We start from the raw sequence: 24,306 nt of genomic DNA on the forward strand, positions 1-24,306 counted from the left end.
TCTCATAAGGCGCTCAATAATAGCACCAAGTAAGATCAGCAAATGCGATGATTTTCCAGCACGACGATTAACTGATCCGCACAATAAATAATGTGCTCCTCGCTCCAGCTAGGATGCAAATACAGGCTGATTGTTCGGGGTAATAAAGAGCGAGCTGTCTCACACACAACATCACGATAATTGACTGATTCAGGCGATGTGTACTCTTTTGAATGGAAAGGAAAATTGGCTGAACCAAATCCCCGTAACTCTCTGAATACTCTTTCGCCATAGGCTTCCGGCCACTGAATTTTAAATGCCGGAACACCAATATTTTTCAGGTCATTTAAAATAACTTCGGCGGTACAATCCAATTTGGCAAGATCAAAAACAATAGGATATAACCAATACGCGTTGCATCTCTCTTCATTATTTAATGGCAAGCTGTGAATTAAATCGATATCTGTGAATTTTGTATCATAGATTTTTGCGTATTGTTTCCGATTGCGCATATTCCAGTCATCAAACCGTTCCAGTTCATTAATCCCGATGATCGACTGAATTTCAGTCATACGATAGTTATAACCAATACGATTGTGCACATGCCATGACACTTCCTCCAAAGCAAGCAAATCAAATTTTCTTCTTACATCAAATCCATGATCACGATAAGCACGACATTCCCAACCAATTTCAGCATCATTGGTCACAACCATGCCGCCTTCTCCACCCGTGGTAAAATGTTTTGACTGACAAAAACTAAAGGTTCCTACATCACCAATTGTACCAACCGATTTACCTTTATATTGACCTCCCAAACACTGAGCGCTGTCTTCTATCACTTTGAGATTATGTTTACGGGCAATAGCGAGGATTGCGTCCATATCACAAACAACACCATAAAGATGCACAACGATAATGGCTTTTGTCCTCTCTGTAATCAGCGCTTCTATTTTACCGGGATCAATAGTGTGTTCTTCCGTTGTATCACAAAACACAGGAATAGCCCCACATTGTAAAACCGCAAAAGAAGTAGCAATGAAAGTGTAAGAAGGTACGATAACCTCATCACCAGGGCCAATATTTAAAGCCCCCACAGCAATATTCACAGCTGAAGTGCCAGAATTACAAGATATCGCCATTTCTGCCCCAATCCAGTTAGCAAATTTATTTTCAAACTCCATTCCTCTTTCACCTGTCCAATAATTAACCTGACCAGATAATAGTGGCTGTTGGATATTTTTTAATGATTTTTCAGAAAAATCAGGCCATTGTGGAAATTTCATTATCTTTATACCTTAATAAAGTAAAATAAATAAATTTGATTACATACCTGTATGTAATTCCATAAAGCTAGTCAAGTTATGTAATATCATTTTATGCAAAATAAATTACACAATTTCAGGATCATTGATAAACCAATAAAGTTTGATAGAAAAAACCGCATAAATCATGACACTATAATTTAATAAAGTTTTTATTAGCCCCCAGTTTTCTCTTGTATCCTCCCAAACTACAGAGAGTTGATGTAAATTTTTAGACAATCTCTTGGTAAGATAAATAATTTCTGCATCAAATGCATAACCCTTAATTTTTTGTTTGGAAAAAACTTCTTTTGCCAAATCAGACTTTATCATTTTGAATGGGCATTGTGAGTCTGAAATTTTACAACTTAATAAGAGATTAACCGTTTTCAGAAAAATTTTACTGGTTATTTTTCGGTAAAAATTAGCCTTTGATTTATTGTTTGAAAAACGCTCCCCTATCACTAAATCAATATTATTAGATTTAATCTGGTTATAGGCATTAAAAAAATCAGATTCTTTTATTGGGAAATCAATATCGGTATAAAAGATATACTTTCCCTTTGCCAAATCAACACCTCGCCGAATGCTGTATCCTTTTCCATAGTTTCCGCAATTGGAAATGACCATAACATCACAGTAATTCTGTTTTATTTTTGCTATATCACTATCATAAAAATTGTTTTTATCTGAATCATTCACAATGATAATTTGTACATTCAATACTTCCTGAATTCTTCTAATCCGGTGTATTGTTTTCTCAATAATCAGGTAGTTTTCATGATATCTGGGAAGCACAATTGAAATTTCAACAGAATCTTCAACACGATCCATCCATTTTCTCCATTAAAACATGCCAATATCCATCACCTGTAACTTAATATCCCAATAGCTGTTTACCCAGTGCGGTCAGATGAATATCAGATGTATCTTGTTGACTGGCCTTCTTAATGGGAAAGGGTTTTCCGGTTATTGATGTTGTCGGCCTACCCTGTTTGTAGGCTGAAATTCGTTCTGCAACTTGCTGCTCTGTCAGATCTGTTCGCGGAAAATAACAGAAATATTGTGCCAATCTGGGCTTATCGGAAGTATTTGGCTGATTTCCATGTGGCAGTGTTCCATCGAAAATCACATAATCTCCCGCTTTAAGTGGGATTGATTCAATTTTCATTTCGCTAGTGTCAGGAAAACGGCTGTTATACCCTTTCGGTTGTTGAGATAACCAATGGTAAATAGTTTTATGGAAACCCGGCACACATTGAAAGCCACCTGAATCACCATCATCATCGGTCAGGCTTAACAAACCCTGTATTTTTCTTTCTAAGGGACGTTTTGAAACATCAATATCCCAATGAATGAATCCCTCATATTGCCATTTTTCTGTAACCGGTGGATTCATATTGACTCTGTCAATACTTACTAATAGCTCCGCAATACCAAATATTTTCTCATACACTGAATAAATAACTTCACTCTGACGATTATCCCATAATGTCTGGTGATGATAAAAAGGAATACGCCCCATTTTGTCTATTCCAGAACGTAAGCGAATATTTTCATCATAGAAATCGGAGGTTTTTCTCTGATCCATTTCTAAAAAATCAAATATAGCATTTACTGTTTTCTGTACTTGTTGCCTGCTCACCGCCGATTCAATAATGATATAACCGTTATCATCCCAACACTTCAAACATTGTTTCATTTTCTCTTCAGAAAAACATCCTGACATTCTGCCACCTAATCAATAATTAAATACCAGAGTCTTATCTTATTAAGCTCTCTGTTTATGCTCTTAAATTATAAAAACCAAATAACACCAATAATAGAAAGAAGCATTATTAAAAATAAAGACAAGCATCAAATTGGCGGAAAATAAATTACCTTAAACCAAATCAATTTCAACCCTAAAAGATTAAATTTATAAAAAATATCTTATTAATAGCGCACTAATCAATACAAAATAAATAATATAAAATGTTATATAAAATAATAATTATTATATTGCGTAAATATAATGCTAGAAAATATTAAAATACAAAAAATAACATCAATAATAAATTAGATAATTATATAAAATGATTTGGTTTTATTGATATTTATTATTATTAGAACTATTCAGGTGGGGTATTTTTATATAATCCGGTGATCGCCGAAACGATCACCGTTAACCAGGAAGGAGAAATGCATTAATTTATTTCATTACCTGAAATAAATTTGATTCTTTAGCAATAACATGACTTTCAGCCATGATACTGACACCTGCATAGTCATCAATATTGCTGATAATAATCGGGCTTATCATTGATTTGGCATGAGTGTTCAGGTATTCAAGATCCAACTTCAATAATGGCTCCCCTACTTTCACTCTCACACCTTCTTCAACCAAACGCTCAAAACCCTTACCTTGTAAAGAAACGGTATCAACACCCATGTGGATAATCACTTCAACACCGTTATCTGCCTCAATACACAGTGCATGATTGGTATCGAATATTTTCACCACCGTACCTGAAATCGGAGAAAAAACAGTATCGGAGGTCGGTTTAATCGCAATGCCATCACCCACTAATTTACTGGAAAAAGCTTCATCCGGGACATCCTCCAATTTAATCAATTTACCTGTTACAGGAGCAATGAGCGTCAGAATGTCTTTTCCCTGCGGCTTATACTTTTTTTCTGCCGGAATGTCTGACTCAGAATTATCATTTTCTGTCACTGCTGCAACAGGGCCTTTGGAGAGAACTTCCTTCATCGCACTGGCAATCAATTCCGCACGGGTTCCTACAATAATCTGAATGCTCTCTTTATTCAGACGGATAATGCCAGAAGCACCAAGGCGTTTAGTCACTTGTTCATTAACCAAACCCGCATCTTTCACAGATAAACGTAAACGGGTAATACAAGAGTCAATGCCTGTTAAATTGCCTGAACCGCCTATTGCGGCAATGTACTTGTACGCCACTTCCTGAATTTGCTCTGTATCGCTGACTTTTACCGCAATGCCAACATTGTGACCATCAATTTGCCCAATAAAAGAGGGTTCACGACCCAGTGTCATCAGGTTGAATTTTTTTATCGTAAAACGAAATATCACATAGTAGAGACAGAAGAAAACTAAGCCTTGTGGGATAAGCATGTACCAGTGAACGGCCAACGGATTGCGTGAAGAGAGCAGAAGGTCAGTAAAACCAGCACTGAAACCAAAACCGGCAATCCAGTGCATAGTCGCCGCAATATAGACCGAAATTCCCGTCATAATGGCGTGCAGGACATAAAGCACAGGTGCAACAAACATGAAAGAGAATTCAAGTGGCTCCGTTACCCCGGTAAAGAATGCAGCAAATGCGCCTGCCATCATAATACCGCCAACCATTGCTCTGTTTTCAGGACGCGCACCGTGGTAAATCGCTAATGCCGCCCCCGGCAGACCAAACATCATGATGGGGAAGAAACCTGCCTGATAACGCCCGGTAATGCCCGGAACGGCAGTCCCTTCAGCAATAGATTTTGCTCCTGCCAGGAAGTTAGGGATGTCATTGATACCCGCAACATCAAACCAGAAAACTGAATTCAGGGCATGATGCAAACCTATCGGTATTAACAAGCGGTTAAAGAAGGCATAAAGCCCTGCCCCCGTTGAGCCAAGGTTGATAATACTTTCACCAAATGCCACCAGCCAGCTATAAATTACAGGCCAGACAAACATCAGAACAAAAGAAAGCAGGATCATTAAAAAGGAATTGAGTATCGGAACTAAACGGCGACCGCTGAAGAATGACAGTGCCTGAGGTAATTCAATATGGCTGTAACGGTTATAGAGTTCGGCTGAAATAACCCCCACTAAGATACCAATAAACTGGTTATTGATCTTACTGAATGCTATTGGCACTTCAGCAACCGGAATATTTTTAATCATTGCGATTACTGCGGGAGAACATAGTTTGAGGACAACCATAAATCCGACTAATCCGGTCAATGCAGCAGCACCATCCTTGTCTTTCGACATACCATAGGCAATACCAACCGCAAATAATATTGCCATATTTTCGAGAATGGCATTCCCTGATGAAATAAGCAGCGCTGCCAGAGAGTTATCGGAACCCCAACCAGTTGGGTCGATCCAATACCCAACTCCGACTAATATTGCCGCAGCGGGCAAAGTCGCTACAGGCACCATTAATGCCCGACCAATCCGTTGTAAGTAACCTAAAATGTTCACTCACGCCCCCTTAAAGCTCCGTTAATGGAGTCTTTTATTTAATGAATGATGTAATGACATCACTTATGTATTTCTTGTTAAAACATTTTTAGTCTAAAAAAATTATTTTTCATCACAAATTAAATCCTTCTGATATGTGATAAAAATCACCACAGTTGATATTTTTTTAATCAAAATATGGCCTTAATCAAAAACTTATTTTATTATAAAAAATAACATTGTGACATTCGACAGGTAGAACCATCATAAAGAACAGGTATGATAGTCGGCTTTCCCGACAGCTGTTTGTATTGTCCCGTTTTTAATCATGAATAATTTTTAAAGAGGTCATCATGAGGCTGATCCCCCTGACAAATGCAAGTGATGTAGGCCGATGGTCTGCACACTACATTGTGAGTAAAATCAACGAATTCAATCCAACCGCAGAGCGTCCTTTCGTACTCGGTCTGCCCACTGGCAGTACACCACTGGCAACCTACAAAGCACTTATCACGCTATATCAGGCAGGAAAAGTCAGTTTCAAACATGTCGTCACTTTCAATATGGATGAGTATGTTGGTATTCCTAAAGATCATCCCCAGAGTTACCACTCGTTCATGCATCATAACCTCTTTAATCACATCGATATCCCAAAAGAAAACATTAACTTACTCAATGGCAATGCGGACGATGTTGATGCTGAGTGCTTACGTTATGAAAATAAGATCAAGTCGTATGGAAAAATCCATCTGTTTATGGGCGGTGTCGGGAATGACGGTCATATTGCCTTTAACGAACCTGCATCCTCCCTTTCTTCACGTACCCGGATTAAGACGTTAACGCTAGAAACGCGCACAGCTAACTCCCGCTTTTTCGATAATAATGTAAATTTAGTTCCCCAATATGCTTTAACCATTGGTGTGGGGACATTAATGGATGCCGAAGAGATCATGATCTTGGCGACAGGCGCCCAAAAAGCCTTGGCCCTGCAAGCTGCAATTGAAGGCAACGTTAACCATATGTGGACAGTAAGCTGTTTGCAGATACACCCAAAAGCGATCATCGTCTGTGATGAGCCTGCAACGATGGAGTTGAGAGTAAAAACAGTGAAATATTTTCACCAGCTAGAGGCGGAAATTCTTAATGAGTTCGCCAGTTAGTACTTATTCAGGCGCTTAGGAGATCAGAATGTACGCTTTAACTAACTGTATTATCTATACCGGGCACGAAAGACTGGACGGACATGCTGTCATCATTGCAGATGGTTTGATTAAGCAAGTCTGTCCAGAAAATGAATTACCGGAGGATATTGAAAAACACGATTTACACGGTGCAAATCTCTCTCCCGGATTTATTGATCTGCAAGTCAATGGCTGTGGCGGTGTCCAATATAATGAACGGCTGGAATATATTACGGAAGAGACGCTGTGTACCATGCAGGAAACCAATCAGTGTCACGGGTGTACCAGTTTTCTGCCAACGCTTATTACCAGCCCTGATGAACTGATGATTAAGGCCATTGAAGTGATGCGTATCTACTTAGCCAATAATCCTAATCAGGCACTTGGACTACATCTGGAAGGGCCTTACATCAATCCAGTAAAAAAAGGGACTCACAATCCGGCTTATATACGCAGGCCAACACCTGAAATGGTCAATTATCTGTGCACTAATGCCGATGTGATCACCAAAATTACTCTTGCTCCTGAGATGGTCGAAGAGCAGTGCATTCACCAATTAACTGAAGCGGGTATTATTGTTTCTGCTGGTCACTCCAATGCAACTTATGAAGAGGCCCGGCGAGGATTCCACAATGGCATTACTTTTTCTACCCACTTATATAATGCCATGCCTGCCATTTCCGGCCGCCAACCCGGATTAATCAGCGCTGTTTACGATACCTCTGAAGTCTATGCCGGCATTATTTGTGATGGCATGCATGTATCATGGCCAAATATCCGTAGTGCCAAGAGATTGAAAAATGAAAAATTAGTCCTTGTGACAGATGCCATCGTTCCTGCCGGTCTTGCTCCAGCGACAAATACTCTGGAGCAATTCACCTTTGCTAATAAAACAATATATTATCGTGATGGATTATGTGTTGATGAACATGGCACACTAAGCGGCTCCTCAGTCACAATGATAGAGAGTGTCAAGAATAGTGTTGAACATGTCGGTATCGCTTTGGATGAAACATTGCGGATGGCAACCCTTTATCCAGCCAAAGCCATCGGTGTTGATAAACACCTCGGTACGATTGAAACCGGCAAAGTCGCAAATCTGACCGCATTTACACATAATTTCAAAATCTGCAAAGCCATAGTTAACGGAAACATAATCAACAAAGATATCGATAATGGAAATGCAGTCGAACTATCGTGAGTATAAGGCCTGATGCGTAACCATATTGCACAAAAACAAATCGGTAATATTGATCTGGTTAAACAGCTCAATAGTGCGGTGGTCTATCGTTTGATAGACCAACATGGCCCAATATCCCGTATTCAAATTGCAGAAGAAAGTCAGCTTGCTCCCGCCAGTGTCACTAAAATTACACGTCAGTTATTAGAACGCGGCCTGATAAAAGAAATCGACCAGCAGGCTTCTACTGGCGGACGCCGGGCTATTTCTATCGTTACAGAAACCAGTCGTTTTCATACTATCGGCATACGGCTCGGACGCCATGATGCGACAATCGCATTATTTGATATGAGTGCCAAACAATTAGCCGAAGAGCACTACTCCGTACAGGAGAGTACACAACAGGAAGTCGAAAAACGGATTATCTCTGCCATTGAGAATTTCATTGCTAAAAATCAGCGGCGGATCCATGAACTGATCGCAATATCAATCATTCTTCCCGGCCTGGTGGACCCCGATAACGATATCATTCGCTACATGCCACACATAAAAGTAGACAATTGGCCATTGGTACAAAATCTACGGAAACATTTCAATATCTCCTGCTTTACCGGGCATGACATTCGCAGCCTTGCGTTGGCAGAACACTATTTCGGGGCCACCCGCAATTGTGAAGACTCGCTTCTGGTACGCGTTCATCGTGGTACAGGAGCGGGAGTTATCGTCAATAATAATATCTTACTCAACAAACGCGGTAATCTGGGAGAAATAGGTCACATCCAAATCGAACCACTGGGTGAACGTTGCCATTGCGGTAATTTTGGCTGTCTGGAAACTATTGTATCTAACTCAGCAATAGAGGCTAAAGTACAGCATCAATTACGGCAGGGATTTCCAAGCAAATTGACCTTGAATAGCTGTACTATTCATGACATATGCCTCGCAGCTAATCAGGGAGATCCTCTGGCAGTCGAAGTTATCAGGCAGGTAGGACACAATCTTGGTAAAGCTATTGCCATCGCCATTAACTTCTTTAATCCCCAGAAAATAGTTATTGCTGGTGATATTACGGAAGCTGAGCAAATTCTGCTGACTGCTATCCAAAGCTGCATCAACACACAATCGTTAAAAGCCTTCCGTGAAGATCTTCCCGTCGTTGTTTCCGAACTAAATCACTGTTCCGCAATTGGTGCATTTGCCTTAACGAAGCGTTCGATGCTCAATGGTGTACTGTTGCAACATCTTCTTGGAGGATAATTTCACCAACCCCGTTGGTTTTATCATCAATATGATTACAAGCCAAACAAACAAGCGATATTATGCATATTTTTTAAAAAAAGCAGTTGACGCATTTGTCTGATATACGCATAATGCGCCCCGCACCGCCGATGAAGGCAAAGCGAAAAAGATGGCTACGTAGCTCAGCTGGTTAGAGCACAGCACTCATAATGCTGGGGTCACAGGTTCGATTCCCGTCGTAGCCACCATCTTTGCGGGAGTGGCGAAATTGGTAGACGCACCAGATTTAGGTTCTGGCGCCGCAAGGTGTGCGAGTTCAAGTCTCGCCTCCCGCACCACTTTCTTCATTGGTTGTACTTAAATCGAGTTGAACTGGCGTTGTTTTGGGTTTAAGTTTTAGTGTGTTATTTTCAGGTGGGGTATCGCCAAGCGGTAAGGCACCAGGTTTTGATCCTGGCATGCCCTGGTTCGAATCCAGGTACCCCAGCCATACTACTGAAAACAACAATAACTAAAGCGTGGATCATCAGGAATAACGAGCTGGTAACAACAAGATTTTAATGAGAATACTCAGGTGGGGTATCGCCAAGCGGTAAGGCACCAGGTTTTGATCCTGGCATACCCTGGTTCGAATCCAGGTACCCCAGCCATATTCCTGAATGTTTTCATAAAATTTACGGTTAACGTAAATGGCTACGTAGCTCAGCTGGTTAGAGCACAGCACTCATAATGCTGGGGTCACAGGTTCGATTCCCGTCGTAGCCACCATTTAAAATTCAGTTGGGGTATCGCCAAGCGGTAAGGCACCGGATTCTGATTCCGGCATTCCCAGGTTCGAATCCTGGTACCCCAGCCAAGATTTTCAAAATGTTAACTGAATTGAAAGCCACCGACAGGTGGTTTTTTTGTTTTTCTGCCGCTAAACTTCCCCTATATCTTCATCAAACAGCACTTAATACACGTTATTAAAATATGGCAGGTCATAGATTAAACAATAAACACTTGCTTAAGTCCCATTACGGGACTACTGTGAAGATTATGAAGATAATATCCGTTGCATCACTGAAAGCGTTTTGGGAAAAACATCCAGATGCTGAACAACCACTAAGGGCTTGGTTTGACGAGGCAAAAAAAGCCTCATGGAAAACGCCAGCTGATATTAAAGCTCAATACCGCAATGCGAACATCCTGAAAAATAATCGCGTGGTATTTAACATTAAGGGAAACGATTACCGCCTGATAGTTTCCATCTTTTACCCCGCAGGTTGGGTGTACGTTAAATTTATCGGTACGCATAAACAATACGATGCCGTAGGTGCTAACAGCGTAGATCTGGAGTAAACAATGAATATTAAACCCATCAGAACAGAGCAGGATTATCAAGGCGCACTGAAAGCGATAGCACCATTATTTGATAATCAGCCTGAAATGGGTACACCTGAATTCGATTACATGGAAGTCATGGTGTTATTAATTGAAGCCTATGAAAAAGAACATTATTCAATAGACCCACCAGACCCCATTGAAGCCATTAAATTCAGAATGGAGCAATCCGGTCTGACAGTGAAAGATTTAGAACCAGCAATTGGTAAATCTAACCGTGTTTATGAAGTTCTCAATAGAAAGCGCAATCTGACATTACCCATGATCCGAAATTTACACGGCATGTTTGGAATACCTGCCGATGTTTTGATAAAACCAACAAATAAAACCCCATAAAGGGAACCCACATTTGGGCTAACGGAGCATTTGCAAAAAAATGCTCCTGCCCTCAAAAGTATTTGATAAAAAACAACAATCACACGCCCAACGCATATTTCAGCACCAGTTTTTTCATCACACCTGAACGTTGTGCTGCCATCAATGCCAGATTGCGCATGGTTTTCAATCCCGGCAAATCATGGCTGAATGCCGTGTGAAAGAGATCCATTCCCGCCTGCATAACCAAATTATCCGGCATCCTGCGACGTTGATAGCGCTTCAGTACTGCCAAAGAATCCCACTCTTCATGCAAGTCCTTAGCATTGATCAATACCTCAAGCAGAGTATCAACATCCCGATAACCCAAATTTACCCCCTGCCCCGCCAATGGGTTGATAGTATGAGCGGCATCTCCCAGTAAAACCAAACCTTCGCGTACATAATCGCTGGCATGATGGCGAGTCAGAGGAAACGCCCCTGTAGTAATCGGCGTTACTTTGCCTAAACGGGCTGGAAATGCCTGAAATATTTCCCGTTCAAGTTGTGTCATTGACATCGCCTGTAACTGACGAATACGAGCGGGAGAGTCATACCACACTAATGAAGCCCATTGTTCAAACAGTGGCAGGAAGGCTCTAGGGCCGGAAGGAAAAAATTGCTGCCATGTTATGTCTTGCTGAGGCTGTTCAGTTTTGACTGTAATCAGCATACATGACTGGCGATATTGCCATCCCCTGCTACCGATACCAGCCAATTGCCGAACCTGCGAGCGCGCACCATCAGCACCAACAATTAAACGTGAGTTTAATTCCGTGCCATTAGTCAATTCAACTCGCCATGTTTTATGATCATGTTGCCGATGCATCGATTTCAATGCCGCTGGACAAAAGAGCGTGAGGTTGGGATACCGTTCAAATTCCTGCCACAATGCCAATTGCAAGATACAATTTTCTACCATGTACCCCAATTCTGGTAAACCAAGACTTTCCGCATCGAAAATCACATTGGAGTCATTCTGTTCCCACGTTTCCAGAGTCCGATAGGGAGCGCTACGCATCCGTAAGACATTTTTCCATGCCCCCAACTGCTTCAATAAATCCACAGAAGCACAGCTAATCGAAGAAATACGCACATCCGGTTCATGAGCCGCATTGTAAGATGGTGGTTTCTGGTGTTCCAATAATGCAACATGCCAGCCTTCTTGTGCCAGCCCCAATGCCGTTGCTGCACCAATCATGCCTGCACCAACGACAACAATATCGAATTTCTGTTGTAGATTATTCATATTCATCACATTATTAACTTCTTGATTAAAATAGTGTACCGGAATTTTCCCTTTCCGGCTGTGAATATCCGATGTTACAGTCTGGTCACTGGTGCCTCAAATGACTACAATAGCCAGCAACATTATGATGCTAAATACACTGTATTCAATACGCTGGTTCATACACTACGTTTTTCAGTGTTGATGCATTATTTCACTGAAAACACCGGATGCACAAAATGTCGACGATAAAAAAACTGTATATCAAAACCTGGGGCTGTCAGATGAACGAATACGATTCATCCAAGATGGCCGACCTGCTGGAAACCACTCACGGTTATCAGTTAACCGATGTCGCCGAAGAAGCAGATATCTTACTCCTGAACACATGTTCAATTCGTGAAAAAGCACAAGAAAAAGTCTTTCACCAACTCGGACGCTGGAAAGGGCTGAAAGACAAAAACCCTGAAGTCATCATTGGTGTCGGCGGTTGCGTCGCTTCTCAGGAAGGAGATTACATCCGCCAGCGTGCACCCAGCGTTGATATTATCTTCGGACCGCAAACTCTGCACCGTCTGCCGGAAATGATTAATCATGTAAAAGGCACCCGCAGCCCTGTTGTTGATATCAGTTTCCCTGAAATCGAGAAGTTCGACCGTCTGCCAGAACCACGGGCTGAAGGCCCGACTGCATTCGTTTCTATCATGGAAGGCTGTAATAAATACTGCACATTCTGCGTTGTTCCTTACACCCGTGGAGAAGAAGTCAGCCGTCCTTGCGATGATATCCTATTTGAAATTGCCCAACTTGCTGCCCAAGGTGTGCGCGAAGTTAACTTGCTCGGTCAAAATGTTAACGCTTACCGTGGAGCAACATTTGACGGGGATATCTGCACATTTGCGGAATTACTGCGCCTGGTTGCAGCTATTGATGGCATCGACCGTATACGCTTCACCACCAGCCATCCAATCGAATTTACTGACGATATTATCGCTGTTTATGAAGATACACCGGAGTTGGTCAGCTTCCTGCACTTGCCGGTCCAGAGTGGCTCTGATCGTATTCTGACCCTGATGAAACGCGCCCACACCGCGCTGGAATACAAAGGCATTATTCGTCGCCTGCGTAAAGCACGCCCTGACATTCTCATCAGTTCTGACTTTATTATCGGTTTCCCAGGTGAAACCCAAGACGACTTTGAAAAAAACGATGAAATTAATTGCCGATGTTAATTTCGACATGAGTTTCAGCTTCATTTATTCAGCACGTCCGGGTACGCCTGCGGCTGATTTGCCAGATGATGTGAGTGAAGAAGAGAAGAAACAACGCCTGTACCTGCTCCAGCAACGCATTAACCAACAGGCCATGAGCTATAGCCGCGCCATGCTTGGCAGCACACAACGCATTCTGGTTGAAGGCCCATCCCGCAAAAATATCATGGAGCTTTCTGGCCGTACTGAGAACAACCGTGTGGTTAACTTCGAAGGTACACCTGATATGATTGGTAAATTTGTTGATGTCGAAATTGTTGATGTTTATGCCAATTCCCTGCGTGGCAAGGTAATCCGTACCGAAGATGAAATGGATTTACGTATCTATGAATCGCCTGCGTCAGTAATTGCCCGTACTCGTAAGGAAGACGAAATCGGCGTTGGTATTTATCAGCCCTAAATAGGCCAGCCTTGACAGGCTCTAATATAGAGATAATCAGTGACACAAATAAACCCACAAGTAGCAACACAAGAGATTTTTCTGGAACCCGCAGACAATCAGCGATTAATGAGCCTGTGTGGCCCACTTGATGACAATCTGAAACAACTTGAACGTCGACTAGGAGTAGAGATCAACCGCCGCGACAATCGTTTCAAACTGGCAGGCAAACCACTGTGTGTCAGTGCAGTAACAAGCATATTACGCCGCCTTTATGTCGAAACCGCACCTGTACATGGCGTGATACCCGATCTTGAGCCTGAACAGATCCATCTGGCAATCACAGAAAGTCGTGTACTGGAGCAGTCAGCAGAAAGCGTACCCGCCTACGGCAAGGCTGTGAATATCAAAACCAAACGGGGTGTTGTAAGACCCCGTACTCCTAATCAGGCACAGTACATTGCCAATATCCTTGACCATGATATTACATTTGGGATCGGGCCAGCAGGAACAGGTAAAACCTATCTGGCCGTTGCCGCAGCAGTTGATGCACTGGAGCGGCAAGAAATTCGCCGGATACTTCTTACCCGCCCTGCGGTTGAAGCCGGAGAAAAACTGGGATTCTTGCCGGGTGATCTGAGCCAGAAAGTCGACCCTTACTTACGTCCACTTTACGATGCCCTGTTTGAGATGCTGGGTTTTGAAAAAGTTGAGAAGCTGATCGAAAGAAATGTTATTGAAGTCGCTCCATTGGCCTATATGCGTGGACGAACGCTCAATGATGCTTTTATTATTCTTGATGAAAGTCAGAATACCACCATTGAACAGATGAAGATGTTCCTGACTCGTATTGGCTTTAACTCTAAAGCAGTGATTACTGGTGACGTAACCCAGATCGACCTGCCAAGAGGTCAGAAATCAGGGCTGAGCCATGCAATGGAAGTCTTGTCGGAAGTTGACGAGCTGAGCTTTAATTTCCTCCATAGCGAAGATGTGGTCCGCCACCCTGTAGTTGCCAAAGTCGTTATTGCCTATGAAGCATGGGAAGCGACAGAGCAGAAACGTAAACAGGCGCTTAACGAAAAGCGCAGACAGGAAGCGCAATGAGTTCAGTTATATTAGATTTACAAATCGCGTGTGAAAACCCAACAGGACTTCCTGAGGAAGTCCTTTTCCAACGCTGGCTGGAAGGCGTTTTGCCGCAATTTCAGGCTGAAAGTGAAGTGACAATCCGTGTTGTTGATGAGGCAGAAAGTCACGAATTAAACCTCATTTATCGCGGGAAAGACAAACCAACCAATGTGTTATCCTTCCCATTTGAAGCTCCGCCCGAAGTGGAACTGCCCTTACTCGGCGATTTGATTATATGCCGTCAGGTTGTTGAGAAAGAAGCGAAAGAACAACAAAAAACGGTTGAAGAGCACTGGGTACACATGGTAGTTCACGGCTGTCTTCATCTACTTGGTTATGACCACATTGAAGATGAAGAAGCGGAAGAAATGGAATCTCTGGAAACAGAAATCCTAAAAAAAATGGGTTATCCTGATCCTTATCTTGCGGAAAAAGAATAACCCCTAAGAACATTTTTATGTTAAACATTACGATCCGTACCCTATAGATTTCAGGATGCAGCCAACAAAGCTGCCACCTGAAAGACGACAGGTATCTAACTTTAATTAATGAGGAATTTTAATTAAAACGCCATGAGCGACGACCATCCTTCTAGTAACGATAGCCCTAGTCCTAAGAAAGGCTTTTTTGCACTTCTTAACCAGATTTTTCACGGTGAGCCGAAAAACCGTAACGATTTGGTTGAACTGATCCGTGATTCTGAACAGAATGACCTGATCGACCCTGATACCCGAGAGATGCTCGAAGGGGTAATGGATATTGCTGACCAACGCGTGCGTGACATTATGATCCCGCGCTCACAAATCGTTACCTTAAAACGCAATCAATCTCTGGACGAATGTCTGGATGTGATTATCGATTCAGCCCACTCTCGCTTCCCTGTGATCAGTGAAGATAAAGATCACATTGAAGGCATCTTGATGGCAAAAGATCTTCTGCCATTTATGCGCACGAATACCGAGCCTTTCAGCATTGATAAAGTGCTGCGTCAGGCTGTCGTGGTGCCGGAAAGTAAGCGGGTTGACCGACTGCTGAAAGAATTCCGTTCTCAACGCTATCATATGGCAATTGTTATCGATGAATTCGGCGGTGTTTCCGGCCTTGTCACGATTGAGGATATACTTGAACTGATTGTGGGGGAAATTGAGGACGAATACGATGATGATGAAGATAACGATATTCGTGCCTTGAGTCGCCATACTTATTCAGTGCGGGCATTGACTCAAATCGAAGACTTTAACGATGTTTTCAGTACTAATTTCAGCGACGAAGAAGTTGATACCATTGGCGGGTTGGTTATGCAGGCATTTGGACACCTGCCTTCCCGTGGAGAATCCATCAGCATTGATGGCTATCACTTCAAAGTAGCAATGGCAGATAGCCGGAAAATCATTCAGGTTCATGTCAAAATACCGGATGATGCTGAAGTTCCTGGCCTTGATAAAGATTAATAGGATCTGGATGAACAAAGCCTCATTAATGAATTGCCAGCGGCTGCGCGCTTTGCTGGCACTTTTCTTCGGAGCCAGTGGAACACTGGCTTTTTCACCTTTTGACTTCTGGCCCGCGGCCCTTATTTCTCTCTGTGGTCTGCAAATCCTGACACTTAACCGGACTACCCGACAAGCACTCTTTATTGGCTTCTGCTGGGGCCTTGGCCTGTTTGGCAGTGGTATAAACTGGATTTATGTCAGTATCGCGAATTTCGGAGGCATGCCAACCGCCGTTAATATCTTTTTGGTAATCCTGTTTTCCGCTTATCTTGCTCTTTATCCCGCTCTGTTTGCCGGGCTGCTTAACCGCTTCTTCCCGACCTCAAATGGGATAAGGTTAATCGTCGTCAGCCCTGCATTATGGCAATGCACTGAATTTTTACGTGGTTGGATATTAACGGGTTTTCCGTGGCTACAATTCGGCTATAGCCAGATTGATGGCCCTTTGAAAGCAATTGCCCCGATTTTCGGAGTAGAAAGTATCACCTTCCTGCTAATGATGAGCAGTGGCTTGTTAGTTTTTGCTGCCTTTCATAAAAAACTCTCATCTGCCATCGCTGCCATTATCTTGTTACTGCTGCCGTGGCCAATGAGACATTATCAGTGGTATACCCTGATGCCGGCAAAATCAACCGACGTAGCACTGGTACAAGGCAATATTCCTCAGGAAATAAAATGGGATCCCTCTGTATTAGGGAAAACCCTGGATATTTATCTGGATCATAGCCAGCCTTTTATCGGCAAAGTCCCTATTATTATCTGGCCAGAAGCAGCTATCCCTGATTACGAGTACAATCAGAATAATTTCCTGACCAAGCTGGATACTCTGCTCAGGCAACATAACACCAGCCTGATTACAGGTATTCCCGATGCACGTCCTGCACTGGATGGGTACAAGTTCTATAACAGTATCATCGTGTTAGGAGAAAAAACTCCTTACCAATATCCGGCGATTAGCCGCTATGACAAACATCACCTTGTTCCATTTGGTGAGTTTGTTCCTCTGGCATCATTACTGCGTCCATTGGCTCCCTTCTTTAACCTGCCAATGTCCTCTTTCAGTCAGGGAAATTATATACAACCTCAGCTTTCTGTTGCGGGACATGGAATTACCGCCGCAATCTGCTATGAAATTATTTTGGGCGAGCAAGTCCGTGATAACTTCAAACCCAGTACAGAGTTTCTGCTGACTGTTTCCAATGATGCCTGGTTTGGACATTCTATTGGGCCGTGGCAACATTTCCAAATGGCGCGTATGCGTTCCCTTGAACTGGGTCGTCCTCTGTTAAGAGGGACAAATAACGGAATTACAGCGGTAATCAAACCAGATGGTTCAATACAAGCCGAAATTCCACAATTTACTCGTCAAGTTTTGGAAACTAAAGTCACGCCAGCCAGTGGTATTACACCTTATTTCCGATTTGGTAATTGGCCAGTTTGGGGAATAACAGTGTTGTTTATTTTATTCGGATTGATAAACAACCGTCGCCAAATCTAGCTAATCATTTAGTGATATTCCAGAAAATACCCAATATAAGTCCAGAGGTTTAATTTATGCCCTGGACTTATATGTTTTTCACTTTTTCTCCTTGATAACCTCAATAAATATTACCCATCATAACTAATATCGAATATCAAATGCTTTAACAAAAGATAGGATTAAATTAAATAATAATCAAAATAAAATATTTAATCCTAAAAAGTACAAACTGTGAGCAAGATTAAAAATTATTCACCTCAAATTCACACTTAAACAAAAGTGTTTATTTTTAGTGCGAAGCAGCTCGCGAAATGAAAACATATGGTTTAAAAAAAGTAACATTATGAATTATTTTTTTACAACCCATACACAAAACAATTCAAAAAATCGTTTCTATAAAAAACAGAAGCACCAATATGTGCAAGATTTGCAAACAAACCCAACTTTGCGCAAAGCAGTTTGTAGAAAATCTGTTGTACAAAACAAACTGTACAAAATAAGTTGCGCAAAACAACCAAATGAAGGAGCTGTATATGCGTAAATTGATGTTAACCATGATGTTGCTTAGCGCGGCAGGGGCTGTCCATGCTGAGGAATTGACTGGAACATTAAAAAAAATCAAAGACAGTGGTGTTGTTGCTGTCGGACACAGAGAATCTTCTGTTCCATTTGCTTACTATGATGCTAAACAGAATGTTGTCGGTTATGCCCAGGACTATTCCAATTTAATTGTGGAGGCGATTAAGAAAAAAATTAATGCGCCCAACCTGCAAGTTAAGCTGATCCCTGTCACTTCTCAAAACCGTATTCCATTGCTACAAAACGGTACTTTTGATTTTGAATGTGGCTCAACCACTAATACCCCTGAGCGCCAAAAACAAGCTGCGTTCTCCAATACCATCTTTATCGTCAACACACGCCTGCTGACTAATAAGGATTCAGGGATCAAAGGATTTGACGATCTGACCGGAAAAAATGTCGTTGTAAGCGCAGGCACAACTTCTGAAATATTGCTGAATAAACTTAATGACGAAAAGAAAATGAAAATGCGCATTATCAGTGCAAAAGATCATGGCGATTCATTCCGTACGCTGGAATCAGGCCGCGCTGCTGCCTTCATGATCGACGATGCACTACTGGCAGGTGAACGTGCAAAAGCGAAAAAACCTGATCAGTGGATTATCGTCGGTGAACCTCAATCCAAAGAAGCTTACGGTTGTCTGATGCGCAAAAACGATCCTCAATTCAAAAAGTTGCTGGATGACACTGTTGCAGAAATACAAACTTCTGGCCGGGCAGAAAAAATGTTTGCTCGCTGGTTCAAAGAGCCAATTCCACCTAAGAATTTGAATCTGAACTTCACTCTGCCAGACGAAATGAAAGATTTGTTTAAATCACCAAATGATAAGTCTCTAAATTAATAAACCGAAGATCCCGATTTTATTGGCACGACGGGTATGAGGTAGTCGTTCCCTACCTCATTTTTTTATGCTTCAGGGAGCATGTGTATGTCAGTTGATTGGAATTGGGGTATCTTTCTGCAAGAAGCCCCTTTTGGTAATACCACCTATCTTGGGTGGATCATTTCTGGATTGCAGGTGACAATTGCTCTTTCTATCTGCGCCTGGATTATTGCATTTATTGTCGGTTCGTTTTTTGGCATTCTTCGTACTGTTCCGAATAAATTTCTGGCAGGACTGGGAACCTGTTATGTTGAGCTGTTCCGTAACATTCCTCTTATCGTCCAATTTTTTGTCTGGTATTTGGTTGTACCAGAATTCCTGCCTAAAGACCTGAGTAATTGGTTCAAGGTGGATTTGGATCCCAATATCCAATTTTTTCTTTCCTCGGTAATTTGTCTGGGGCTATTCACTGCGGCCCGTGTATGCGAACAGGTTCGTGCAGCCATTCAATCGCTGCCACGAGGGCAAAAAGCCGCAGGGCTGGCAGTGGGTCTGACACTGCCACAAACCTACCGTTATGTCCTGCTACCTAATGCCTATCGTGTCATTATTCCACCAATGACATCAGAAATGCTTAACCTGGTGAAGAATTCCGCGATTGCCTCAACTATCGGTTTGGTAGACATGGCAGCACAAGCAGGAAAATTACTGGACTATTCAGCGCATGCATATGAAACATTTACAGCAATCACACTGGCATATGTTGGAATCAATCTCGTTATTATGCTTGCAATGAGTATGCTTGAGAAAAAAGTACGGTTGCCGGGCAACATGGGGGGCCGATAAAAATGTATCAATTTGACTGGAGTTCCATTATTCCTAGCCTGCCTCTGTTGTTGAACGGGTTAATCATCACGGCTGAAATTACCACAATAGCCATTATCATCGGTATTGCCTGGGGAACGGCTCTGGCAGTAATGCGCCTTTCTTCCATTAAGGTACTGAGCTGGTTTGCCACCTTATATGTCAACCTCTTCCGCTCTGTACCTCTGGTAATGGTATTGTTATGGTTTTATTTAATTGTGCCTAGCTTAGTCCAAAATGTTCTAGGCATATCACCAAAAACTGATATCCGTTTAATCTCTGCAATGGTAGCGTTCTCGCTCTTTGAAGCAGCCTATTATTCCGAAATTATCCGGGCAGGTATTCAGAGTATTTCCCGTGGTCAGTCATCTGCGTCACTGGCACTGGGAATGACTCATATGCAAAGTATGCGTCTGGTCATCCTGCCACAGGCATTCCGTGCGATGATCCCATTACTGCTAACACAAGGCATTGTATTATTTCAGGATACCTCTCTGGTATATGTATTAAGTCTGGCAGATTTTTTCCGGACAGCAGCCAATATCGGTGAGCGTGATGGTACACAGATAGAAATGGTTCTGTTTGCCGGTTTTATTTATTTTGTGATTAGTTTTTCCGCTTCCATGCTGGTTAACTATTTGAAGAAAAGGACTATTTGATGATTTCCCTGAAAAATGTATCCAAGTGGTATGGCCAATTTCAGGTTCTGAATGACTGCTCAACTGAAGTCAAAAAAGGCGAAGTAGTGGTAGTCTGTGGACCTTCTGGTTCCGGTAAATCCACGCTGATAAAAACAGTCAATGGCCTTGAAGCTGTCCAGCAAGGTGAAATTTGGGTAAACGGAACAAAAGTAAATGATAAAGGCACAAATCTGGCTCAACTACGTTCCAAAGTTGGCATGGTGTTTCAACATTTTGAACTGTTTCCCCATCTGTCTATCATTGACAATCTGACACTGGCTCAGGTCAAGGTCTTAAAGCGTGATAAACAAACTGCGGCTGAAAAAGGCTTAAAACTATTAGAGCGTGTTGGGTTAGCAAATCACGCCAATAAATTACCTGCCCAACTTTCCGGTGGGCAACAACAGCGTGTCGCCATTGCCCGTGCGCTTTGCATGGATCCCATCGCTATGTTGTTTGACGAACCAACTTCCGCCCTTGATCCAGAAATGATCAATGAAGTACTGGATGTTATGGTTGAACTGGCTAACGAAGGGATGACCATGATGGTTGTTACCCATGAAATGGGATTTGCCAAAAAAGTTGCCCATCGCGTTATCTTTATGGATGAAGGCACTATTGTCGAAGACAGCAAGAAAGAAGAGTTCTTCGCCAACCCTAAATCAGAACGTGCCCGCGATTTTCTGGCGAAGATCCTGCACTAATTTACCTTTGTCGGCGGATAATACTTTACCGCCGACTTTAAACCATGACTAAATGCAGTAATTTTCCGTGTTCTTCCTATAACAAGTGTTGTTGCCCCAATTCCTATCCGCTATGCTATGTCATCCTAAATTTCATAAACAAACACGCTCGCTAAAAGCGTAGCTGATTACTCACCATAGGATTATCGGTGCCATGCAAGAACAATATCGTCCAGAAGACATAGAGCAACAAGTCCAGCTTCATTGGCAAGAGAAGCAAACTTTTAAAGTGACCGAAGACAGCAGCAAAGAAAAATACTATTGCCTGTCTATGCTACCTTATCCTTCTGGCCGACTACATATGGGCCATGTTCGTAATTACACTATTGGTGATGTGATCTCCCGTTACCAGCGTATGCTTGGCAAAAACGTACTGCAACCTTTCGGTTGGGATGCCTTCGGCCTGCCAGCAGAAGGCGCTGCGGTTAAGAACAAAACCGCCCCGGCTCCGTGGACTTATTCCAACATCGAATACATGAAAGACCAGCTGAAAATGCTAGGATTCGGTTATGATTGGGATCGTGAAGTCACAACCTGTACACCAGAATATTATCGTTGGGAGCAGTGGTTCTTTACTAAGTTGTATGAAAAAGGACTGGTTTACAAAAAAACCTCTGCTGTTAACTGGTGCCCAAATGACCTGACAGTTCTGGCAAATGAACAAGTTATTGATGGCTGCTGCTGGCGTTGTGACAGCCAGGTAGAACGCAAAGAAATCCCACAGTGGTTTATTAAAATCACCGATTATGCGGAAGAACTGTTAAATGATCTGGATAAACTGGAAGACTGGCCTGAACAGGTTAAAGTCATGCAGCGTAACTGGATCGGTCGTTCTGAAGGTGTCGAAATCACCTTCGATGTCGCTGATAACCAAGAAAAACTGACCGTTTATACGACCCGCCCAGATACCTTTATGGGAGCAACCTATGTTGCCGTAGCCGCAGGTCATCCTCTGGCAAAACAAGCTGCGGAAAATAATCCTGAGCTGGCTGAATTCATCAATGAATGCCGTAATACCAAAGTTGCCGAAGCAGACATGGCAACTATGGAGAAAAAAGGCATGTCAACCGGTATGTTCGTTATCCACCCATTAACCAATGAACGAATCGCTATCTGGGTTGCTAACTTCGTACTGATGGAATACGGCACAGGTGCTGTTATGGCAGTTCCAGCTCATGACCAACGTGACTGGGAGTTTGCCACTAAGTACAACCTGCCAATAAAAGTGGTTATTCTGGATAACGATGGTAACGTACCAACGGTTCAGGAAGCTGCCGTCACCGATAAAAACGCGCTGGTTAATTCCGGTGAGTTCAGTGGCCTGAGCCACGAAGAGGGCTTCAATGCCATTGCAGATAAGCTGGTTGAGATGGGAGTTGGCAAACGCAAAGTTAACTATCGTCTGCGTGACTGGGGTGTTTCCCGTCAGCGTTACTGGGGAGCACCAATTCCAATGGCAACACTGGAAGATAGTACTGTTGTACCTGTTCCTGAAGATCAACTGCCAGTGATCCTGCCAGAAGATGTTGTGATGGATGGCATTACCAGCCCAATCAAAGCTGACCCTGAGTGGGCAAAAACTACTATCAACGGCCAACCGGCTCTGCGTGAAACCGATACCTTCGACACCTTTATGGAATCATCATGGTATTACGCACGCTATACCTGCCCGGATTACGACAAAGGTATGCTTGATTCTACTGCCGCTAACTATTGGCTGCCCGTGGATCAATATATCGGTGGTATTGAACACGCTATCATGCACCTGATGTATTTCCGTTTCTTCCACAAATTGATGCGGGACGCAGGCTTAGTTAACTCTGATGAACCAGCAAAACGTCTGTTATGTCAAGGCATGGTTCTGGCTGATGCTTTCTATTACACCGGCAGCAACGGTGAAAAAGTTTGGGTGTCACCGGCCGATGCAATCGTTGAACGTGATGAAAAAGGACGCATTATAAAAGCAATGGATCAGGCTGGTCATGAGTTGATCTATACTGGCATGAGCAAAATGTCAAAATCCAAAAATAACGGTATCGATCCACAACTTATGGTTGATAAATATGGCGCTGATACCGTTCGCTTGTTTATGATGTTCGCTGCACCACCAGAGCTGACTCTGGAATGGCAGGAATCTGGTGTGGAAGGGGCTAACCGTTTCCTGAAACGTGTATGGCGTCTGGTTTATGAGCACATTAATAAAAACGCAGACAAAGGCGAATTCCAACTGTTGGACATTGCTAACTTGACAACAGAGCAGAGAGATTTGCGTCGTGATCTGCACAAAACGATTGCTAAAGTTACTGATGATATCGGTCGTCGCCAGGCATTCAATACCGCAGTTGCCGCTATCATGGAACTGATGAACAAACTGACTCGTGCACCACAGGAAACAGAGCAGGATCGCGCTCTGATGCAAGAAGCGCTGACAGCAATTGTGCGTATGCTTTCACCTATCACGCCACATGCTTGTTTCGTTATGTGGAAAGCGCTCGGTAATGAAAGTGACATTGATGTTGCTGAATGGCCGAAGGCTGATGAACAGGCGATGGTTGATGATACTAAACTGGTCATCATCCAGATTAATGGTAAAGTCCGTGGCCGCGTTACTGTACCGGCAGATGCGACAAAAGAGTACGTTCAGGAGATGGCAACCCAGGAATACAGCGTAACGAAATATCTTGAAGGCGTTAGTATTCGTAAAGTCATCTATGTTCCGGGCAAATTGCTAAATCTGGTCGTTGGCTGATATTAGCTGATAATGGGAGGCCATTCTTGTGATAAAAAGTGTGGCAGTAAATGTGATAGGAAAAAAT

General features: G+C 42.7%; 19 protein-coding genes, 6 tRNA genes and 1 pseudogene. 21 read left to right on the plus strand and 5 right to left on the minus strand.

Features of this window, described 5'->3' with window-relative positions:
• Window positions 1-35: 35 nt before the first annotated feature.
• The 4 genes from BDD26_RS18975 to nagE form a co-directional block, all read right to left on the minus strand.
• The gene (locus BDD26_RS18975) at window positions 36-1,265 is read right to left on the minus strand and encodes a DegT/DnrJ/EryC1/StrS family aminotransferase (RefSeq protein WP_115827428.1); all 1,230 of its coding nucleotides are present in this window, start codon (window positions 1,263-1,265) and stop codon (window positions 36-38) included.
• 105 nt (window positions 1,266-1,370) lie between these two features.
• The gene (locus BDD26_RS18980) at window positions 1,371-2,117 is read right to left on the minus strand and encodes a glycosyltransferase (protein ID WP_038259890.1); all 747 of its coding nucleotides are present in this window, start codon (window positions 2,115-2,117) and stop codon (window positions 1,371-1,373) included.
• 43 nt (window positions 2,118-2,160) lie between these two features.
• A complete protein-coding gene (locus BDD26_RS18985; RefSeq protein WP_115827429.1) occupies window positions 2,161-3,012 on the minus strand; it encodes a phytanoyl-CoA dioxygenase family protein in 852 nt (283 codons plus the stop codon).
• 462 nt (window positions 3,013-3,474) lie between these two features.
• Window positions 3,475-5,496, minus strand: a complete 2,022-nt coding sequence (gene nagE / locus BDD26_RS18990) for an N-acetylglucosamine-specific PTS transporter subunit IIBC (RefSeq protein WP_425330447.1) — start codon at window positions 5,494-5,496, stop codon at window positions 3,475-3,477.
• Between the two features lie 338 nt (window positions 5,497-5,834).
• Here nagE and nagB point away from each other — a divergent pair, with 338 nt between their 5' ends.
• From nagB to BDD26_RS19045, 11 genes are all read left to right on the plus strand, one after another.
• Entirely contained in the window at window positions 5,835-6,641 is an 807-nt protein-coding gene (gene nagB / locus BDD26_RS18995) for a glucosamine-6-phosphate deaminase (protein ID WP_038259888.1), read from the plus strand.
• Window positions 6,642-6,669: 28 nt separating this feature from the next.
• On the plus strand, window positions 6,670-7,863 hold the full coding sequence (gene nagA / locus BDD26_RS19000; RefSeq protein WP_115827431.1) for an N-acetylglucosamine-6-phosphate deacetylase: 1,194 nt from the start codon (window positions 6,670-6,672) through the stop codon (window positions 7,861-7,863).
• 12 nt (window positions 7,864-7,875) lie between these two features.
• A complete protein-coding gene (gene nagC, locus BDD26_RS19005) occupies window positions 7,876-9,099 on the plus strand; it encodes a DNA-binding transcriptional regulator NagC (RefSeq protein WP_115827432.1) in 1,224 nt (407 codons plus the stop codon).
• 153 nt (window positions 9,100-9,252) lie between these two features.
• Window positions 9,253-9,329: transfer RNA gene (locus BDD26_RS19010), tRNA-Met, on the plus strand.
• 5 nt (window positions 9,330-9,334) lie between these two features.
• Window positions 9,335-9,419: transfer RNA gene (locus tag BDD26_RS19015), tRNA-Leu, on the plus strand.
• A gap of 77 nt (window positions 9,420-9,496) precedes the next feature.
• Window positions 9,497-9,571 (plus strand) — tRNA-Gln (locus tag BDD26_RS19020).
• Window positions 9,572-9,656: 85 nt separating this feature from the next.
• Window positions 9,657-9,731, plus strand: a tRNA-Gln gene (locus tag BDD26_RS19025).
• Window positions 9,732-9,772: 41 nt separating this feature from the next.
• Window positions 9,773-9,849 (plus strand) — tRNA-Met (locus BDD26_RS19030).
• Window positions 9,850-9,862: 13 nt separating this feature from the next.
• Window positions 9,863-9,937, plus strand: a tRNA-Gln gene (locus tag BDD26_RS19035).
• Between the two features lie 182 nt (window positions 9,938-10,119).
• Complete coding sequence (locus BDD26_RS19040; RefSeq protein WP_115827603.1) at window positions 10,120-10,422, plus strand: type II toxin-antitoxin system HigB family toxin; 303 nt, start codon at window positions 10,120-10,122, stop codon at window positions 10,420-10,422.
• 3 nt (window positions 10,423-10,425) lie between these two features.
• Entirely contained in the window at window positions 10,426-10,800 is a 375-nt protein-coding gene (locus tag BDD26_RS19045) for a helix-turn-helix domain-containing protein (protein WP_115827433.1), read from the plus strand.
• Between the two features lie 79 nt (window positions 10,801-10,879).
• Here BDD26_RS19045 and ubiF read toward each other — a convergent pair whose 3' ends face one another.
• Window positions 10,880-12,067: a 3-demethoxyubiquinol 3-hydroxylase gene (ubiF, locus tag BDD26_RS19050; protein WP_115827604.1), complete on the minus strand. Its 1,188-nt coding sequence runs from the start codon at window positions 12,065-12,067 to the stop codon at window positions 10,880-10,882.
• A gap of 218 nt (window positions 12,068-12,285) precedes the next feature.
• On the opposite strand from ubiF, the pseudogene miaB reads away from it, so the two are divergent.
• The 10 genes and pseudogenes from miaB (at window position 12,286) to leuS (ending at window position 24,239) form a co-directional block, all read left to right on the plus strand.
• Window positions 12,286-13,717: pseudogene (gene miaB / locus BDD26_RS19055) on the plus strand (tRNA (N6-isopentenyl adenosine(37)-C2)-methylthiotransferase MiaB).
• Window positions 13,718-13,825: 108 nt separating this feature from the next.
• Complete coding sequence (locus BDD26_RS19060) at window positions 13,826-14,803, plus strand: PhoH family protein (RefSeq protein WP_244922826.1); 978 nt, start codon at window positions 13,826-13,828, stop codon at window positions 14,801-14,803.
• Window positions 14,800-15,267: an rRNA maturation RNase YbeY gene (gene ybeY / locus BDD26_RS19065; RefSeq protein ID WP_115827435.1), complete on the plus strand. Its 468-nt coding sequence runs from the start codon at window positions 14,800-14,802 to the stop codon at window positions 15,265-15,267. Before BDD26_RS19060 ends, ybeY begins: the two co-directional genes overlap by 4 nt.
• 132 nt (window positions 15,268-15,399) lie before the next feature.
• A complete protein-coding gene (gene corC / locus BDD26_RS19070; RefSeq protein ID WP_038260068.1) occupies window positions 15,400-16,278 on the plus strand; it encodes a CNNM family magnesium/cobalt transport protein CorC in 879 nt (292 codons plus the stop codon).
• A 10-nt stretch (window positions 16,279-16,288) separates the two neighbouring features.
• On the plus strand, window positions 16,289-17,818 hold the full coding sequence (lnt, locus tag BDD26_RS19075) for an apolipoprotein N-acyltransferase (protein WP_115827436.1): 1,530 nt from the start codon (window positions 16,289-16,291) through the stop codon (window positions 17,816-17,818).
• A 515-nt stretch (window positions 17,819-18,333) separates the two neighbouring features.
• Complete coding sequence (locus BDD26_RS19080) at window positions 18,334-19,221, plus strand: glutamate/aspartate ABC transporter substrate-binding protein (protein ID WP_084766377.1); 888 nt, start codon at window positions 18,334-18,336, stop codon at window positions 19,219-19,221.
• A gap of 87 nt (window positions 19,222-19,308) precedes the next feature.
• Window positions 19,309-20,049: an amino acid ABC transporter permease gene (locus BDD26_RS19085; RefSeq protein ID WP_038260070.1), complete on the plus strand. Its 741-nt coding sequence runs from the start codon at window positions 19,309-19,311 to the stop codon at window positions 20,047-20,049.
• 2 nt (window positions 20,050-20,051) lie between these two features.
• Complete coding sequence (gene gltK, locus BDD26_RS19090; protein ID WP_115827437.1) at window positions 20,052-20,726, plus strand: glutamate/aspartate ABC transporter permease GltK; 675 nt, start codon at window positions 20,052-20,054, stop codon at window positions 20,724-20,726.
• A complete protein-coding gene (locus BDD26_RS19095) occupies window positions 20,726-21,451 on the plus strand; it encodes an amino acid ABC transporter ATP-binding protein (protein WP_038260072.1) in 726 nt (241 codons plus the stop codon). Before gltK ends, BDD26_RS19095 begins: the two co-directional genes overlap by 1 nt.
• A 193-nt stretch (window positions 21,452-21,644) precedes the next feature.
• Window positions 21,645-24,239: a leucine--tRNA ligase gene (gene leuS / locus BDD26_RS19100; protein ID WP_115827438.1), complete on the plus strand. Its 2,595-nt coding sequence runs from the start codon at window positions 21,645-21,647 to the stop codon at window positions 24,237-24,239.
• Window positions 24,240-24,306 lie beyond the last annotated feature (67 nt).

The sequence above is a fragment of the Xenorhabdus cabanillasii genome (genome assembly GCF_003386665.1).
Classification (GTDB): Bacteria; Pseudomonadota; Gammaproteobacteria; order Enterobacterales; family Enterobacteriaceae; genus Xenorhabdus; species Xenorhabdus cabanillasii.